This window comes from Engelhardtia mirabilis (assembly GCF_007748095.1).
Lineage (GTDB): Bacteria > Planctomycetota > UBA1135 > UBA1135.
Genome location: NZ_CP036287.1, coordinates 2,470,504 through 2,486,936, shown reverse-complemented (window position 1 = coordinate 2,486,936; position 16,433 = coordinate 2,470,504). Strand labels below are relative to the sequence as shown.

Annotated in this window: 13 protein-coding genes; 4 read left to right on the top strand and 9 right to left on the bottom strand. The window is 70.3% G+C overall.

The genetic code is table 11. The annotated features are described in order from the left end of the window. Position 1: 1 nt before the first annotated feature. A complete protein-coding gene (locus Pla133_RS09110; RefSeq protein ID WP_145064604.1) occupies positions 2-1,171 on the bottom strand; it encodes a hypothetical protein in 1,170 nt (389 codons plus the stop codon). 126 nt (positions 1,172-1,297) lie between these two features. On the opposite strand from Pla133_RS09110, the gene Pla133_RS09105 reads away from it, so the two are divergent. From Pla133_RS09105 to Pla133_RS09095, 4 genes are all read left to right on the top strand, one after another. Beyond that, positions 1,298-1,786 carry a DoxX family membrane protein gene (locus Pla133_RS09105; RefSeq protein WP_145064603.1) on the top strand — a complete coding sequence of 163 codons (489 nt, stop codon included), beginning with the start codon at positions 1,298-1,300 and terminating at the stop codon, positions 1,784-1,786. A gap of 129 nt (positions 1,787-1,915) precedes the next feature. After that, a complete protein-coding gene (locus tag Pla133_RS26130) occupies positions 1,916-2,080 on the top strand; it encodes a hypothetical protein (protein WP_419192279.1) in 165 nt (54 codons plus the stop codon). After that, positions 2,077-2,946 (top strand): DUF4013 domain-containing protein, encoded by an 870-nt coding sequence (locus Pla133_RS09100; protein ID WP_419192278.1) that lies wholly within the window; start codon positions 2,077-2,079, stop codon positions 2,944-2,946. Before Pla133_RS26130 ends, Pla133_RS09100 begins: the two co-directional genes overlap by 4 nt. Positions 2,947-3,170: 224 nt before the next feature. Further along, positions 3,171-5,177 (top strand): LTA synthase family protein, encoded by a 2,007-nt coding sequence (locus Pla133_RS09095; RefSeq protein ID WP_145064601.1) that lies wholly within the window; start codon positions 3,171-3,173, stop codon positions 5,175-5,177. Here the strand turns inward: Pla133_RS09095 and Pla133_RS09090 are convergent. The 8 genes from Pla133_RS09090 to ccoG form a co-directional block, all read right to left on the bottom strand. Then, the gene (locus Pla133_RS09090) at positions 5,158-5,580 is read right to left on the bottom strand and encodes a hypothetical protein (protein ID WP_145064600.1); all 423 of its coding nucleotides are present in this window, start codon (positions 5,578-5,580) and stop codon (positions 5,158-5,160) included. The genes Pla133_RS09095 and Pla133_RS09090 overlap by 20 nt on opposite strands. Next, positions 5,577-5,972 (bottom strand): cbb3-type cytochrome oxidase assembly protein CcoS, encoded by a 396-nt coding sequence (gene ccoS, locus Pla133_RS26125; protein ID WP_419192277.1) that lies wholly within the window; start codon positions 5,970-5,972, stop codon positions 5,577-5,579. The genes Pla133_RS09090 and ccoS overlap by 4 nt, the downstream gene beginning before the upstream one ends. Positions 5,973-6,131: 159 nt before the next feature. After that, a complete protein-coding gene (locus tag Pla133_RS09075) occupies positions 6,132-7,571 on the bottom strand; it encodes a P-loop NTPase fold protein (RefSeq protein ID WP_145064599.1) in 1,440 nt (479 codons plus the stop codon). Continuing rightward, positions 7,561-10,890 (bottom strand): hypothetical protein, encoded by a 3,330-nt coding sequence (locus Pla133_RS09070; protein WP_145064598.1) that lies wholly within the window; start codon positions 10,888-10,890, stop codon positions 7,561-7,563. Before Pla133_RS09070 ends, Pla133_RS09075 begins: the two co-directional genes overlap by 11 nt. Before the next feature lie 321 nt (positions 10,891-11,211). Beyond that, complete coding sequence (locus Pla133_RS09065) at positions 11,212-13,671, bottom strand: heavy metal translocating P-type ATPase (RefSeq protein ID WP_419192276.1); 2,460 nt, start codon at positions 13,669-13,671, stop codon at positions 11,212-11,214. Next, positions 13,664-14,434 carry a sulfite exporter TauE/SafE family protein gene (locus tag Pla133_RS09060; protein WP_145064596.1) on the bottom strand — a complete coding sequence of 257 codons (771 nt, stop codon included), beginning with the start codon at positions 14,432-14,434 and terminating at the stop codon, positions 13,664-13,666. Before Pla133_RS09060 ends, Pla133_RS09065 begins: the two co-directional genes overlap by 8 nt. A 3-nt stretch (positions 14,435-14,437) precedes the next feature. Then, on the bottom strand, positions 14,438-14,920 hold the full coding sequence (locus tag Pla133_RS09055; protein ID WP_145064595.1) for a FixH family protein: 483 nt from the start codon (positions 14,918-14,920) through the stop codon (positions 14,438-14,440). Beyond that, positions 14,917-16,338 carry a cytochrome c oxidase accessory protein CcoG gene (ccoG, locus tag Pla133_RS09050; RefSeq protein ID WP_419192275.1) on the bottom strand — a complete coding sequence of 474 codons (1,422 nt, stop codon included), beginning with the start codon at positions 16,336-16,338 and terminating at the stop codon, positions 14,917-14,919. The genes Pla133_RS09055 and ccoG overlap by 4 nt, the downstream gene beginning before the upstream one ends. Between the last annotated feature and the right edge of the window lie 95 nt (positions 16,339-16,433).

Below are 16,433 nucleotides of genomic sequence, written 5' to 3'. Positions count from 1 at the left end.
TTCAGGTCCCACCGGGCTTGAGCGAGGGAGGGCAGAGGGACTTGTCCAGGTCCATGTTCTTCAGGGCTTCGATCAAGGCCTGGAGCATGGCCGGATCGATCTCCATCTTCGGCAGCGCGGCGCCTTCGAGCAGGCCGGCCTCGGCCAGCTCGCCCAGCTTCTTGGCGAGGGCCTCGCGCAGCTCTTCGGAGAGCTCGGCCATCTTGGCCAACTCCTGCGCGAGCTGCTCGAGGGCCGCGAGGCCCTCCTCGCCGGTCGCTCCGCGCGGCAGGGCCTCGAGCTGCGACGCCAACTCGTCGAGCGCCGCCGACAGCTCCGGCGACAGCTCGCCGGGGTCGAGGCCCGCGGCCTGCATCGCGTCGGCCATGGCGTCGAGCTGCTCGCGCGCGCCCGCGGGATCGCTGGCCATGTCGGAGGCCGCGTCGCTCATGGCGCGCAGGGCCTCTTCGGCGGCCTCGGCGGCGCGCTGGGCCAGGGCTTCCGCATCGAGCTCGAGCCGATCCATGGCTTCGTAGGAGGACTCGGTGTTGCCGTCGGCTGCCTGCTCCAGGGCCGCGCGCAATCGGTCCTCGAACTCCTGGACGCGGTCGTCGTCGAGGGAGATGGTCTCGTCCAGGACCTCCAGCTGCTCGCGCAGGTCCTCGGCGCGCCGCTCGATGGCCGCCTTGGCGTCCGGCGGCTCCACCAGCCCCGAGCCGAGCGGGATCAAGAGGCAAGCGATCGAGAAGACGGCAGCCGGCGCGGAAGGCCGCAGCAGCGGCGCCGTCCGCAGGCGCGGCAGCTTCAGGTCGCCGGCGGAGCGGCCGGCGGCCAGGCGCGAATCCGCGCTGCTGGCCCAGACTCCGTCGAGCGGGCGCTCGAGGGCCGCGACGACCGCGCCGCTGCCCCCGGTGTGGATGTCGAGCCAGGTCGCCGCCGACTCCAGGCTCGGCGTGCGCCGCGCCGCCCGGATCCAAGCGACGGGCGGCACGACGACGAGAAGCGCCAAGGTCCAGGCGGCCTCACCCATCGACCAACCGAGAAACGCGCGGCCGAGCAGCGCCGCCGCCCCGGCCAAGACCAGCGCCAAGGAGCCCAGGCGAGCAGCCTCGCCGCAGGCCGCGGCCAGGCGGGCTCGGCGGCGCAGGGCCTGGGCCGCGAGGGCCACGGACTCGTTGTTCTGATCGTGCATGGGCATTCAGTGGCGGCCGGAACGCCGCCCGAGGGCGATACGCATCGCGGGGATCACCATGCCGAATGGACCGCAAAGGCCGTCCACATGGCTTGCCGCCGGAGGGCCACGTTAGCATCCGTCCCAATGGCCTCCTCCTCCCAGCCCCGCCCCACCGCCGGCCTGGTCCTGATCCGCGTCGCCGCCGGCGCCCTCCTGACCCGCGCCGGCTTGCTCGGCCTGCCTGGCGAGACCACCGGCGGCGCCTACATCCGCGACAGCGTCGAAGCCGCCCTCCCGGACCTGCCCGGCCTCGCCCGCTGGTGGGGTGAGTCGGTCCTGCTCGAGAACCCCGACGCCATCGCCTTCCTGTGGAAGTGGCTGGTCCTGGCCGTGGGCCTGGGCCTGGTCTTCGGCGCCCTCACGCGGCCCCTGGGCGCGATCGGGACCCTCTTGATGCTGAACGCCTGGCTCTTCGGCGCGGCGGAGTCCGCGCTGCTGCACCTGCTCCTGGCGGCCTGCTGTTTCGGCTGCTTCATGTCCGGCGCCGGTCGTTTCCTGGGGCTCGACCTGGTGCTCGACGCGAGCCTGGCTCAGTGGCTGACCTGGGCCCCGAAGCGCAAGCGGGGTTGGTGAGGACCGAGAGCCCGGTTCGGATGAAGTGACAGTCCCCAGCCGATCGCTGCTCGCCGTGGCGTCCTGGGCGCCACGGACACCGCCGCCTTCCACGGGCTGCGGGAGTGGGTCGAGTCGCCGGCGGAGCTGGTGATTCACTTCCGGCGTGGGCCGACCTACGCGCTGCTCTTCTTGGCGCTCCCGAGCTTCGGCCGGCGGGGTGCGTGGTTCACAGCCCTGCTCGGGATCCTGGCCTTCGACCGGGCGACCTCGATCGCCGACATCTGGTTCGTGCTGGAGCGGCGACACTGGTGAGCGTCGGTCCGCGCCCGTCGAGCCTGTACCTGCTCGCCGATCCCGACTGGCGTCGCAAGCTGCGCCGTGGCGGCTGGCTGCTGTTCGTGCCCTTCGTCGGCTGGCCGCTGCTGCTCAGCTTCCGCAAGGCCCTCGCGCCGCACTTCTTCGAGGACCGGCCGACGGGCCTGCCAGACTGGACCGGGCGCCATCGCGAGCACCTGGCCAATGGCCTGCGCGCCATGGGCGTGATCCTGGGCTACACGGCGCCAGTGCACCTGATGCTCTACGCCCTGGCGTTCTCGCGCGGCTGGCAACCGGGCCTCGGTGCGGTGGGCGTCGCCGCCTTCTTCGTCGCCCTGCCCTTCTTCTCGAACTTCGCCTTCCCCACCGCCTGCCTGCTCCTCGCCTCCCCGATCGCGGGCGAGGCTCGCATCTCGCCGTTGGAAGCCACCGCGCTCCTTGCGGCCTTCAGCGCCGCCATCTTCCTGATACCGGCGGGCTTCCTGCGGGTGAGCTCGACCGGTCGCTTCCGCTCGGCCTTCGACCTGCGGCGCAGCCTGCCGTTCATCGCTCGGCAACCGCGCGGCTACCTGGCGGCCTGGTGGTACGGCGCCTGGATGAACTGGACCGTGCCCTTCGCGCTGCCCCTCGCGCCGTGGGGAGTCTTCTGGGCCTACATCGCCTCGATGGCCCTGTTCAACGAGCTGCTGCTCGAGGACTCGGAGACCGAAGCCACAGGCGGTTGGCTGGCGCGCGTGGTCGCCGACCCGCGCTTCGCACCGGCCGGCGCCTGGGGCTTGGCAGCCGTCGAGGCCGCGGACGGCCCCGCCCGGGTCCTGCACCTACCGGTCTTCTCGGTTCCCCTGCCGGGGCGGCCGAGCTGATCGGAGACGGGGTGGTGAGTTCGGTTCGCGGGCAGCCGTCGGTCGAGGAACAGAACCGGGACGCTCGGATTGCAGCTCGGCCCGCCCGACCGTCGCATCGGACCGGCAACGCGTCGATCGAGGGATTTCCCCGGTGCAATCCGGCGCGGTTAAGGATCCCGTCATGTCGGCAAGGCCAGTGTGGCCCTCAGGATCGCCATTCTCGAATCGTCCTGAGAGCTCCGATGACCTCGACCAAGACCGTCGCTCCAACTCTCGAACGCCCCGTCGCCTTGCTCAGCGCCCATGCACGCTTCGTCGTGGGGCTGCTGGTGCTCTTGACCCTGACGCGGCTCGGACTTCTGGCTTGGATCGGCGCGCGCGTCCCCGATCCGGCCAGTATCGGCAGGATCCTGGTCTCGGGCGTGCGGATGGACCTGATCGTCCTGTGCTACGCCGTGGCCCCCGCCTTCCTCTTGTCCCTGGTCGCGGGTGGTCGCACGGGAACGGGTCCCATGGTCTCAGCCGCCGTGCGCGTCTACCTGACGGCGCTGACGGCCCTGTTCGTGTTCATGGAGGTCCTGACCCCGCCCTTCATCCAGGAGTACGATTCGCGACCGAACCGCCTCTTCGTCGAGTACCTGGTCCACCCCAAGGAAGTCGGCTCGATGCTCGTCGGCGGCTACAAGCTCGAGATCCTGGTCTCGACGCTCGTCACGACCGCCGCAACCCTGCTCGTCTGGCGACTCTACGGCAGGTACGTCCGACCCACGGTCGCAACCGCCGCCTGGAAGCGCGCCCTGCTCTTCGTCGCCCTCGCGCCGCTCCTTTTCCTGGGCGCGCGGTCGAGCCTCCAACACCGCGCGGCCAACCCCAGTTCGGTGGCCTTCAGCGGCGACCATCTGCTCAACGACTTGCCCCTCAGCTCGGTCTACTCGGTGGCCTACGCGGTCGCGCAGATGAAGGACGAGGAGGACGCCGCAACGGTCTACGGCTCGCTCGAGAGCGAGGCCGCCGTGTTCGACGAGGTTCGCGCCTCCATGGTCACAGTCCCGAGCGAGGCCTTCGTGCCAGGTTCGATCCCCACCCTGCACCAGCAGATCGCCACGGTAGCGCGAGAGCGCCCCCTGAATCTGGTGGTGATCCTCGAAGAGAGCCTCGGCGCCCAATACGTCGGCACCCTGGGCGGTAAGCCCTCGACGCCGTTCCTCGACACCCTGCGCGACGAGGGTTGGTGGTTCGAGCAGATGTACGCCACCGGAACCCGCTCGGTGCGCGGTATCGAGGCCGTGGTCGCCGGGTTCCTGCCCACGCCCGCGCGCTCGGTGGTCAAGCTCGGCCTGTCGCAACAGGGTTTCTTCACCCTCGGCGAGCTGCTGCGCCGCAAGGGCTACCGGACCCAGTTCATCTACGGGGGCGAGAGCCACTTCGACAACATGAAGCGGTTCTTCACCGGGAACGGCTTCTCCGAGATCATCGACAACGGTCAATTCGAGCACCCGGTCTTCGAGGGCTCCTGGGGCGTCAGCGACGAGGACATCTTCGCCAAGGCCCACGAGACGTTCCTCGCGGCCGGCGATCAGCCGTTCTTCTCGGTCGTCTTCAGCGTCTCCAACCACTCGCCCTGGGAGTACCCCGAAGGCCGCATCGAGACCGAGGGCGACGATCCGGCCACCGTCGACAACGCAGTGCGCTACGCAGACTACGCCCTATCCACCTTCTTCGGCGCGGCACGTCAGGCGCCCTACTGGGACAACACCGTGTTCGTGGTCGTCGCCGACCACGATTCGCGGGTCTATGGCGCTTCCCTGGTTCCGATCGAGCACTTCCACATCCCGGCGGTGATCGTCGGAACCGATGTCGCTCCGCGCAGGGACTCGCGCGTTGTCAGCCAGATCGACCTCGCGCCCACGCTCCTGTCCCTGATCGGGGTCAACTCCGTCCACCCGATGGTCGGGACCGACCTGACGGCTTTGCCCGACGACGCCGAGGGACGAGCGATCATGCAGTACGGCTCGAACCAGGCCTACATGGAGGGGCAGCGGGTCGTCGTCCACCAGCCACAGCTACCCGCGTCGCAGTACCTCTGGGACGGCAAGGCCCTGAATCCTGTCGAGCTCGAACCCGAGTTCGCGCGCCGGGCCCTGGCCTACGCGCTCCTGCCGTCGATCCTCTACCGCGAGCGCAGTTACCGACTGCCGGACGAGCTTCTGGCGGTGGACGCGCGCAGGCTCAGCCAATCGGCCCCGTGAGCCAGCCTGACGTGAACAGGGCCATCAGCGCCACGGCGTAGATCGCGGCGGCGACGAGGGGCGCGAACATGGCGTCCCGATCGCCGCGGCGGGCAGCCAGCAGCGCGATCGTCAGCGTCGCGATGGCGAAGGGTGCCCAGCCCACGAGCCCGGCCATGGTCAGCCGGCGCAGGAAGGTCACGAGCTGGTTGGTGCGCTCGTCGAAGGGCGCGCCGGCGAAGACCTGGCCGGCGGCGATCTGCACCACCGCCCAGGTGGAGATGTAGGCCTGAACCGACGCCAACCCGAGCCGCCAGGAGAAGCCCAGGGGGCGGCCGTCCTTGATCTCGGTCCGCGCGACGGCGTAGACCCCGAGCATGGCGACCACCATGCCGACGGCGATCGATGCGAGCACGATGGTCATTCGTCGTCTCCTCCGCCTGAACCATCGCCAGAGTCGCCAGAGTCGCGCGACGAGTCGTCGACAGGCCCGTCGCCGACAGGCGCCCCTTCGTTCGCCTCGCCGTCCAAATCGGCATCTCCCTCGACGCCTGCGGCCAGGACCGCGGCGACGACCATCGCGGAGGCTGGATCGCCGCCGCCATCGGCGCCCGGGTCATCGGCCTCCTGGGCCACGCCGGGCGGGGGGTCCGGGACTGGTCGCCGCCGCGGGCCAGGCTCGTCGTCGTGCAGCATCCGCAGGGCCGGCGTCTCCAGATCGTCGAGCTGCCCGTCCTTGACCGCCCAGCGAAAGGCGAGCAGCGCGGCGATCACGATCAGGCCCGCGATCGGAATGACTATCAGGAGGAGATTCATCGACGGGGACGACGCCTGCTGGAGCGCGCGCCCGCGGCAACCGCGACCGGCCCAGGGCCGCGTTCTACACGAGCGGGGCCGCTCTGTCGCTCCCACACTGCCGCGATTCGAGCTCGGCCCCGCCGGCCGTGGGACAGCGAGCCCGCGTCGGGGCCGCGCCTAGAACCCCTGCCGGAGCATGTCGCCCAGCCCCCGCGAGAGCCGGTTGACCCCCTCCCACTGAATCACGTAACGCTCGGCCTTGTCCTCGTGGCGCAGCGCGCCAAGGTCCTGCAGCAGGGTCGCCAGGTTCGGGTCGTCGAGGTGCCGGTAGGAGGGGTGGACGATGGCCTCGGTGACCGTGCTCGACATCCGGTCGTTGAGGCGGTTCACGAAGAACGGCCACATGCCGTCGAAGAGCGCCACGCTCTCCCGGAAACCCGGGTAGGCCAGGATCAGGGTGATGCGCCGAGCGTCCTCGACCAGTCGCTTCGAGCGCCCGGCGTCCCAATCCTCCTCGCCGGCCTTGAGCTGGGTACGCCAGTAGTCGACGCAGCCCTCGCGGATCGACTCGTAGAGCCGCAGGTTCCCGACGCAGGCGTAGCTCAGGCCGTCCGCGAGGTCGCGGGCCAGCGATCCCCGGCACTGTTCGGACGCGGCGGCAATGGCCTCGCTCCGTTCGGGCGATCGCTCGGCGAGCGCCGAGAGGTCCTCGGCGAACTTCTCCAGGGAGTCGCGCCAGAGCCGCTCTGGCTCGCTCGGCGCCTGGGAGTCCTTGGTCTGGAAGAGCGGCGGGACGTTCACCCTGCGGTCGAAGAGGCGCTCGAGGTAGGCGGTCGGATCGAAGGAGGGTTGATGGCGATAGTGCTCGTAGAGGAACTGCTCGAGGACCTCGATGTTCACGGCCCAGACGCTGCTGAGCGGCCAATCGGTCTCGCCTTCCTGGGGCAGGAACAGGTGGTGGAGCTGCTCCAGCACCGCGACGGCGTACTCCGGCCGCGTCCGATCCAGGTCGTCGACGAGCAGCAGCAGCCGCTTGGCTCCGTTCGCTGCGGCCAGGGTCTCGAGGACCTCGGAAAGCTGCTTCCGCAGCGCTTCGCCTTGCGGCGGCAGCTGGGGCTGTGTATCGCCATCGGCCGGCTCCTTGCCGCCCTTGGCGAGGTCGGTGGCGAGGCGTGCGAGCGCAAACGCAACCGGCGCGCCGGGGGCGATGGACCCGATCGACTCCACGGCCGCCTGACCCCAGCCGTCCGTGATGAAACGCTCACCCCAGTCCCGGAAGATGCTCCAAGCCCGCTTGGCCTCGCCGGCGGTCGTCGGCGGTGGAGTCGTCGAGATGACCTGGGTGGCCAAGTATCTGAGGAAGCCCCGGCGCGGGTCCTCGTCGCCCAGCTGTGCCCAGGGCGAGAAGCGCAGCACGTGGTACGCCGTCTCCTCCGCGCCGGCTCGCGCCTCGAGGAGCTTGAGAATGGTCGTCTTACCGGAACCCCAGGGCCCGGCCAGCAGGACGTTGCGGCACGGCGCCTCCGCTCCATCCGATGCGTCCCCGTCGAGGCCCAGGCTGTCACAAATGCGGCCGAGCACGGCCGTCCGGTCGAGCAACACGCGCTCAGTTGTCATTACTGGTCTCCTCCTCCGAGTCCCGCTCTTCCGGCTCTGCGAGTTCTGCCGGCGCGCCGTCGCCACCGCTTGACTGCTCCAGGTAGCGCTCGGCGTCGCTATCGATCTCACGCTTCAACTCATCCCAGAACGGCCAGGCCTGCTCGCTCGCCAATTCCTCCACCGTGTGCAGGGGCTGGCCCAGGTCGCCCTCGAACACGAATTCGACGATGGCCTCCGGGCTCGACGGATCCTCCTGCAGCGCATTCAGCATGCCGAACAACCGCTCGACATCGCCGGACTCCTGTAGCGTCCGGATGAACCCCTCCGAGGTCGGTTCCCCCGTGCCCGCCAGGGTGTCCCACAGAATGCGCGCCCGGGGCACCCACTGGTTGTCTATCCCGTAGACCAGCGACGCCAACATCCCGAGCGCCGCGCGCCGGCGGGACTCCGGCGTCTTGCCCGCCGACCTGCGCGCCCAGGTCAGGATCGACTGGGTCCAGATCGCCGAGACGCGCCGCTTGTTGAGCTCGATCAGGTCCCGGTCCGTCATCAGCGCCAGGTTCATCCGCAGGCCCAGGGTCTCCTCCTGGCTGTTGGCCCTGCTCTGGCCGATGAACGAGTTGGCGATGTTGCTGATCGCCCCCCACGTGGGAGCCCCGACCCGTTCGAGCACACCCCAGACCCGACCGAAGACTCTCGCCAGGGCCACGGCGTTCTCCTGCTTCGCCGGGACAGCCTCATCGAGGGCGCTGACCAAGCGCGAGAAGGGCTCGTTGTCCCAGTTCTTCGCCGTGGTCACCAGCAGCGGGATGTGCTCCCGGGTGACTTCGTCGATGCGATCGACGACGCTGGCCTGGGGCATCCCTTGGAGTCCCGCCAGGCGCAGCCGCAGTAGCTCGAGGTAGAACCGGTTGACCGGGTCGCCGATGCGCGAGGCGCTCTGCAGCAGCTCCTCGATCAGGACCATCAAGTCGGCGCTGCTGTCGTAGCGATCGCCCCCGAGGAGCCGCTGCAGACGAGGCGATTTCCCGAGCACATCGAGCAGGAACTCGGCGTAGTAGAGAGCGATGCGCGACTCCGACGGATCCAGTTGGATCGCGAAGCCGAACAGCCGGTCGCACTCGACCTCGTAGGGCTCCAGGTCGTTGAGCAACACGGCCAGGTTCGAGAGGGTCGTCGCCGAACGCTCACCCAGATAGGGCATGTGGCGGGTGACGAAGCGACCGGCGTAGTCGGCGACGGTCAGCGCGGCCCCCTGGTCACCACGGTTGAAAGCCGCCAGGACGGCGTCCTGGTAGGACGAGAGCTGGTCCTGGAGCGTCGGTCCCTCCGGAGTGACCCCCGCGGCCTGCTGGACCCAGGCGAGGAACTCCCGATCCTGCCCCCCCACGATCCCGTCGATGGCACCGACGGTGCTGCTGTCGACGGCCGCGACCGCGCCTCCATCCCAGTCGATCAAGGCCAAGAGGTAGATCAGGAGCAGCCGCTCCTTGCTCTTCGCGGGCCAGGCGGTGCGCAGCCGCTCCTTGGTCAGCACGGCCGAGTCTTCGAGCAAGCACTCGAGCTGCCTGACGAAGACCTGCATCTGGAACCCCGACGGTGGACGGAACTTGACGGTCGTCGCCGCGAGCTTGGTCGCGTACTCGAAGCGCACCGGCTCCGTCTGACGGAGCTCGTAGAAGGCCGGGAAGACCTGCTGGAGCAGGGTGCTCTCCGGGTTGTCCTCGGCCGAGGTCGTGCCGAAGAGCCGCGCGCGGAGGTAGGCCTTGAGCTGCCTCGGCGTCAGCACGGAGGCCAAGGACCGGTACCGACCGACGAGCCGCAGGATTCGCAACTCCGGGTCGATCCGACACAGCTTGCGAAGGCCCTCGGCGAGAGCCGTCAGCGGCTTGCGGAGGATGCTCGCATCCTTGCTCTGTTCGGGAACGTAGCGATGCTGGTCGGTGATAACGTAGCGATGCTGGTCGGTGATGGCCCTCGGCTCGTCGTCCTGTTCGACCGAGTGAGCTCGGTCCTTGCGAGCGGTTTCGGGATCGGAGGTCGGAATGGACTCGAACTCCTCGACGACTCGGGCCTCCAGTTCCGGCTCCAGCACTGTGGAACCGAGGTCGCTCGCCTTGGGGGGACCGAGGTCTTCCTGCTCCGACGACGACAGGTTCTCGGGCAGGTTCTCGGGCAGGTTCTGGGGGAGGGTCAAGCCCGGGCGGTCGACTTCCTCCTCCCGCGTGCGGTGCAGCAGGTCGGCCTCCTCGAGGTCCTGCATCAGCCAGGTCAGGAGGAAGTCCCCGAGGATCGGCCCACGACCCGACAGCTCCTTGTCGACGCTCGGGATCAGCGGCTCGATGCCACCACCCGAGGCCCCCGGCACGGGGGTCATGAGCAGCTCGACCATCCGAGTGTCGAAGGCCACGAAGCGCGCCGTGCCGGGGACCATCGGGTGCTGCCCGAGATCGGGCAGCTCGACCATGTGGTCCAGGTACTTCTCGAGCGCCGAGTTGGCGTTGACCAGCGGGTGCCCGTCGGCCACGGTCCCGTTGTTCTCCATCCAATCGGCCACCCCCTTCTCCATCAGCGTCCGGTCGCAGGCGATCACGAAGCGCACCGCGCGGTTGGCGCGGAAGCGCAGCAGGAGGTCGACGATCTCCCGTGAGACGGAGGCGTGGCAGCGGTCGACGTCGTCCAGGTAGACGACCAGCTGCGCCCCCTGCGTGCCGTCGGGGCACCAGCCGAGGCGGTGCTCGATCAGCTGCTCGATCGTGTTCGCGCGGTAGGTACGGCTGGCCCGGCGCACCTCACTGCCCGCCAGGCGGGTCGGCCGCGGCGGCTCGCGCTCCGACGTGGCCTCCACGGTCGGGCCGCTCTCGATCGTCCGATTCCAGAGCTCTTCGAAGGCGTCGAGCAGGTGCGCGCAGAAGCCCTCCACGTCCGGCGCGCAGCTGCGTACGCTTTCCAGGTCGTCCATGCCCGAGCTGGGCACGATCGGTCGTCCGCACAGGTTCTCGACGATCGCTCCGATCACTGACGCCGCCGACGCCGGGGAGTTCGCCGTCACCATAGGCATGTGTAGCCACAGGTCGAGCAACGGCGGCTCGTCGGCGCCCCGCGCCCGGGCTCGCTCGCGCAGGCATTCGCGCAGGCTCAGCAGGAAGCTGGTCTTGCCCACCCCGTAGCGCCCGTGGATCAAGACGTGGGTCGAGTGGGGATAGCCCGACAGGTCGGAGGCGAGCTTGTAGACGACCTCCGCCCACTGATCCGTCTGCGGGGGGGTGCCCCAGAAGGTCTTCAGCAGGACGTCGGAGGGCGTGGGGCTCTCGGCGAGTCGATCGTAGATGGTCACGGTCCGGTCGTCCCTCTCCTCGAATGACACGGGCTCGATCGAAGCAGCGCTGAGCGATTCGGCGCCGATCTTGTCGGTGGTCGCGCCACGCCGAATCACACTCGGACGGCAACGACGGCAATGGGCTGGGGTCCTTGGAGATGAACGGAACCCCACGCGGTCGCCAGCCCGGCTTGGCCAAAAAACAATGCGAACTTCTAATTGCGCTTCCCTAAGCGTCAGCGAGGTTGCGGCTTAGCGTCGAGCCTCGACCCTCGGGCTGCTAGGCCCCGGCTTCGACGCGACACCGCGGGAACAACGCCGCCGACGGCGGGCGCGCCTTCAGAAGGTCCGGCTGCGGTAGGAGAGGGTCACCACCGAGAGCGAGCTCAGCGGCATCAGCACCGCCGCGACCGCGGGGTGGATGATCCCGGCCACCGCCAGGCTGGCCGAGACGGCGTTGTACACCAGCGAGACGGCGAAGTTGCGCTGGATCACGCGGACCGCGCGCCGGGCTCCGTGGATCAGGTCGCCGATCGCGCCGATGCCGGGCCGCGAGAGGAAGGCGTCGGCGGCCGCAAGGCTGGCCTCGGCGCCCCCGTGGACCGCGAGCCCAAAGTCCGCCGCCGCCAGGGCCGCGGCGTCGTTGACGCCGTCGCCGACCATCATCACGGGGCCGCGCGCGCGCAGCTCGCAGACCACGGCCAGCTTCCGCTCGGGGCTGGCTCCGCCCTCGCAGGCCTCGGGCCCGATGCCGGCCTCGGCCGCCACCGCGCGCACGACCCGCTCGTCGTCGCCGGACAGGACCCGCACGTCGAAGCCCAGGCGTCGCAGCTCGCCCACGGCCTGGGCCGCGCCCTCCTGGAGCGGGTTGCCCAGACTCGCGGCCGCCACGGTGCTGCCGTCGACGGCGATCCAGACCACCGTGCGCCCGGCTGCGATCGACGTCGCCGTGGCCGCCTCGATCGCCTGGGGCGCGGCGCTGGCCCGGGCCGCGACGAAGCTCGGCGATCCGACCCGCAGGCTGTGATCACCGACACGGGCCTCGAGGCCGCGTCCGAAGGAGCGTAGGTCACACACCTCGATCGACGGCAGCTCCGATTGCAATGCGGCCAGGGCTCGCGCGATCGGGTGTGCCACTTGTGCCTCGGCCGCCGCCACGTGGGCGCGCCAGCGCGAGTCGCCGATCCACTCGATCACATGGAGCCGCGGCTCGGTGAGCGTGCCGGTCTTGTCGAGCAACACCGTTCCCGTCCCGCGCAGGCGCTCGAGGGCCTCACCGCTGCGGATCAGGATCCCGCGCGACGCCGCGCGGCCGAGGGCCGCCTGGACCGCCAGGGGCGTGGCCAGACCCAGGGCGCAGGGACAGGTGACGATCAACAGCGCGACGGTGTGCTCCACGGCCAGGGCGGGGTCGACCCTCCACCACAGGCCGAAGGTCACGGCGGCCAGGGCCAGCACCGCGAGCACGAACCAATGCGCCACCCGATCGGCCACGCGCACGATCGGCGGGCGGTCGGCGGCGCCGCGCTCCACCAACTGCATCAGGCGACTGACGCGCGTCTGTGCCCCGGCGGCCTCGACCTCGACCACCAGGCGTCCCTCGAGGTTGACCGTCCCCGCGTGGACGCGATCGCCAGGGCCCAGGGGCACGGGCAGGGACTCGCCGGTCAGCAGGGAGAGGTCCACGTGGCTCAGGCCGCTCGCGACCACGCCGTCGGCCGGGACCGAGTCTCCGGGCCGCACCTCGACCAGGTCGCCCGGCTCGATCGCGGCCAGGGGCACCTCGCGCACCGACTCCGCTCCGTCGTCGCCGATCTCGAGCCGGCGGGCCGACGAGGGCGTCAGGTCGAACAGCAGCTCGACCGCCTCGGCCGCGGCGCGGCTCTGACGGTGCTGCAACCAGCGGCCGAGCAGCAGCAGGAACACCACCGCCGTGAGCGACTCGAAGTAGACCTCGCCCCGGCCGCGAACCGTGTTGACGGCACCCCAGAGGGTCCCGATGGTCAGGGCCAGGGCCACGGGTAGGTCCATGTGCGCGGTGCGCGCGCGGATCGCGCCGAGAGCGCCCACGAAGAACACGCGCCCGGGGCCGAGCACCGCCAGCAGGGTGAAGGCCAGGGACCAGCCCCGCAACAGGCGCAGGGTCCAGGGGTCCATGCCGCTCGCCGCGCCGCCGTAGAGGGCGAAGGCCGCCAGCATGACGTTGCCCGCGCAGGCCCCGGCGATGCCCAGGCGCAGCAGGTGCCCGCGTTCCTCGCGTTTGCGCAGGGCGCTGTGCTCCGCCGCGCGCGACGGATGGCTGGGGTAGCCCAGGCGGTCGAGGGCCCTGGCCACGACCGAGAGCTCCACGCGCGCGGGGTCGTGGCGCACGGTCGCCACCTGACGTCGCAGGTCCAGGCGCACTTCGAGGCAGCCGTCGACGATGCGCGGCAGGCGCTCGACAAGCCAGACGCAGCTGGCGCAGTGGACGCCCTCGAGGAAGAGCTCGATCGAGCTCGATCCGTCCGGCAGCTCGCGCGCGTAGAGAGCGCGGAAGGCGGGGTCGTCGTACTCGTCGTAGCGCTTGCCGCTGGGGGCGGCGGGCTCGGTCGCCGCCTCGCCCTCGTCGGCCGCCAGGTCGTAGAAGCGGTCGAGGCCGGCCTCGTGGATGGCCTCGAAGACGGTGGCGCACCCGTTGCAGCAGAACTGCCACTGCGCCGACGGATCGACGAGGCCCGGCGGGACCACCAGCCGGCAGTGGTCACAGAGCACCGCGGCGCCGCGGAAGACTCGGTGTCGCTCCGTGCTGGTGTCAGCCATCGACGGCGTCCCCATCGGCGGCGCAGCACGAGGGAGTGGCCAGCGCCGCCTCCTCGGCGAGTCCGAGGGCCGATTGGTCCCCGGCGCGCCCGCCCTGGGCGCTCAGCGCCGGCACCCTGAACCGACCGGAGAGCGCGACCAGTCCCAGGGCCACCAGGGCCAGGGCGCCGACGGCGGGTGCGCGACGCTGCATTGGCCCGAGCAGCCGGCGAGCGGACAGGCCCACCGCGCTGAGGGCCGGGAGGGCGCCGAACCAGAAGGCCGCCATGGTCAGGGCGCCGTGCAGAGCGTCGCCAGTCGCCGCGGCGCTCAGCACGAAGGCGTAGAGCCAGCCGCAGGGCAAGAGGCCGGTCGCGAGGCCCACGAACAACGCGCGCCGGCGTGGCGGTGCCTTGGCGGCGCGCACCTGCAGCCCGCGGGCGAGGCGGGCGAGGCGGCCTCCGTGTCCGAAGCCGATCCGCCAGCCGAAGTTGCGCGCCAGGGAGACCAGGCCGAAGAGCACGAGACCCGCCCCCGCGATCACGAGCGCAGCGCGCTGCAGGCCGAAGATCGCACCGGAGAGGTCGAGGGCCGCCCCCATGCCGCCAGCCAGCGCGCCGAGGGCCACGTAGCTCGCGAGCCGCCCAGCCTGGTAGGCGAGGTCGGCCGGCAGGCGCCGCTCGCCCGGCCGGGCCAACAGTGCGACGAACGGCCCGCACATCGCGGCGCAGTGCACCGAGCCGAGCAGACTCGCCAGGGCCACTGCGAGGGTCAGCTCCCACATGGGTCAGCCCCCCACCGCAACCGACTTGCGGATCGTGTCGGTGAAGAGGTCATCGCCGCTGCGGACCTCGAGTTGGAACTCCCACAGGCCTGCGCGCTGTAGGGGCAGGGCCATCCCGTAGCGCGAGCCCGAGATGTGCGGCAGGGCGACGCGGAGCTTCTCGCCTGCGCGTGCGTTGTGGAAGGCCACGAGCGCCACCTCGGCGCCCTCGATCGCGGCCCCCTCCCCGTCGGTCAGGGTCAACACGACCTCGACGCCGCGGGCCAGGGGGCTCGTGCGCAGGTCCGCCCGCCAACCCAACTCCGCGTTGTGGGCCACCTGGGCCTGGAAGTCGTCCCAGTCGTGCGCCTTGCGCTCGTAGTCCTCGACCACGGCGAAGGACGGATCGCTGTTCGCCAACCACAGGGCCGTGAACTGGATCACGAAGCTCATGCCCAACAGGCCCACGATCATCCCGACCCAACGGTGGTGTGCTTGGATCTTCATTGGTCACCCGCCTTCGAACTCGAGCTGAAGAGCGGCCCCATCACGTAGCCCCGCTTCAGCGTCTCGCGGCCCAGGTCGTCAACCACGCGGAAGACGACGTCGGCGCGACCGCGCTCGAAGCGCTCCCGGTCCACGAGCACGAAGACGGTCGACTCGAAGTCGTCGGCGGGCTCGATCGTGACCGGGAAGGCCGGCGCCAGCAGTTCCGCGCCCTGGCCGTCGACGGCCAGGCTGTAGCGGCGGGGCGCGTCGTCGCGGTTGGTCAGCTTGACGTGCACCTTGGAGGACACCCGGCTGTCCTCGAGCACCTCGTAGGGCGTCGAACGCACCCGCAGGAGCTCGATCTCGAGGGGCGAGCGCTTGGCCAGGGCGAAGCCGAAGGCGCTCAGCATGACGACCAGCACGATCGGGTAGAGCACCACCCGCGGGCGCAGCAACTTGGGCGCGATCCCCGCCAGGCGGTTCTCGGAGCTGTAGCGGATCAGGCCCCGGGGCTTGCCGATCTTGTCCATCACGCCGTCGCAGGCGTCGATGCATTGGGTGCAGCCCACGCACTCGAGCTGCAGTCCGTCGCGGATGTCGATGCCGGTCGGGCAAACCTGCACGCACAGCTTGCAGTCGACGCAGTCGCCGCGACCCTCGGCTTGCGCACCCTTCTTGAGCTTGCCGCGCGGCTCGCCGCGCCGGGCGTCGTAGCCGACGATCATCGAGTCCTTGTCGAGCAGCACCGACTGGAGCCGGCCGTAGGGGCAGGCCAGGGTGCACATCTGCTCTCGGAAGAAGCAGAAGTCGAGCATCATCAGCGCCGTCACCACCAGGACCAGGACGAAGGGACCCGGGTGCTCGAAAGGCGACTGCCGCGTCCACTCGAACATGGCGTCGACGCCCACGAACCAGGCCAGGAAGGTGTTGGCCAGGTGCAGCGAGATCAACGTGAAGGCGACGTACTTGAGCGCTCGCCGCCAGTTCGGCATGGGCGTGCGCCCGCCGCTGGTGTAGTGCTTGCCGTCGAAGAAGCGCTCGAGGGGCCGGTAGACGAACTCCATGTAGACCGTCTGCGGACAGGCCCAGCCGCACCAGGCGCGACCGAAGAGCGCGGTCACGAAGAAGATCCCGACAAAGATCGAGACCACCAGCAGCGCGAGCAGCAGGGTCTCGTCGGCGTTGAAGGTCGTCGCGAAGAAGGTGAAGCGCCGGTGTGCGACGTCGAACTGGAACAGGGGTGTTCCGTCGATCTTGATGAAGGGCGTGATCGTGAACAGGGCGATCAGCGCCCAGGCCACGACCGCGCGGCGCGGCAGGAAGCGGCCCTTGGCCAGCTTCGGACGCAGCCAGCGGCGGCTGCCGTCCTCGTTCAGGGTTGCGAGGACCCCATCCTGGGGTCGCGACGGTGCGTTGTGGTCGGTGAGCGGGCTCACGATGGCCTCCTCCCGGGAGGGACGGTGGTGACTGGGAGGTCGGACGAGAAGGATCGGTCGGACCCGGGCGGGCGTCGGTCGTCGTGACGCCCGCC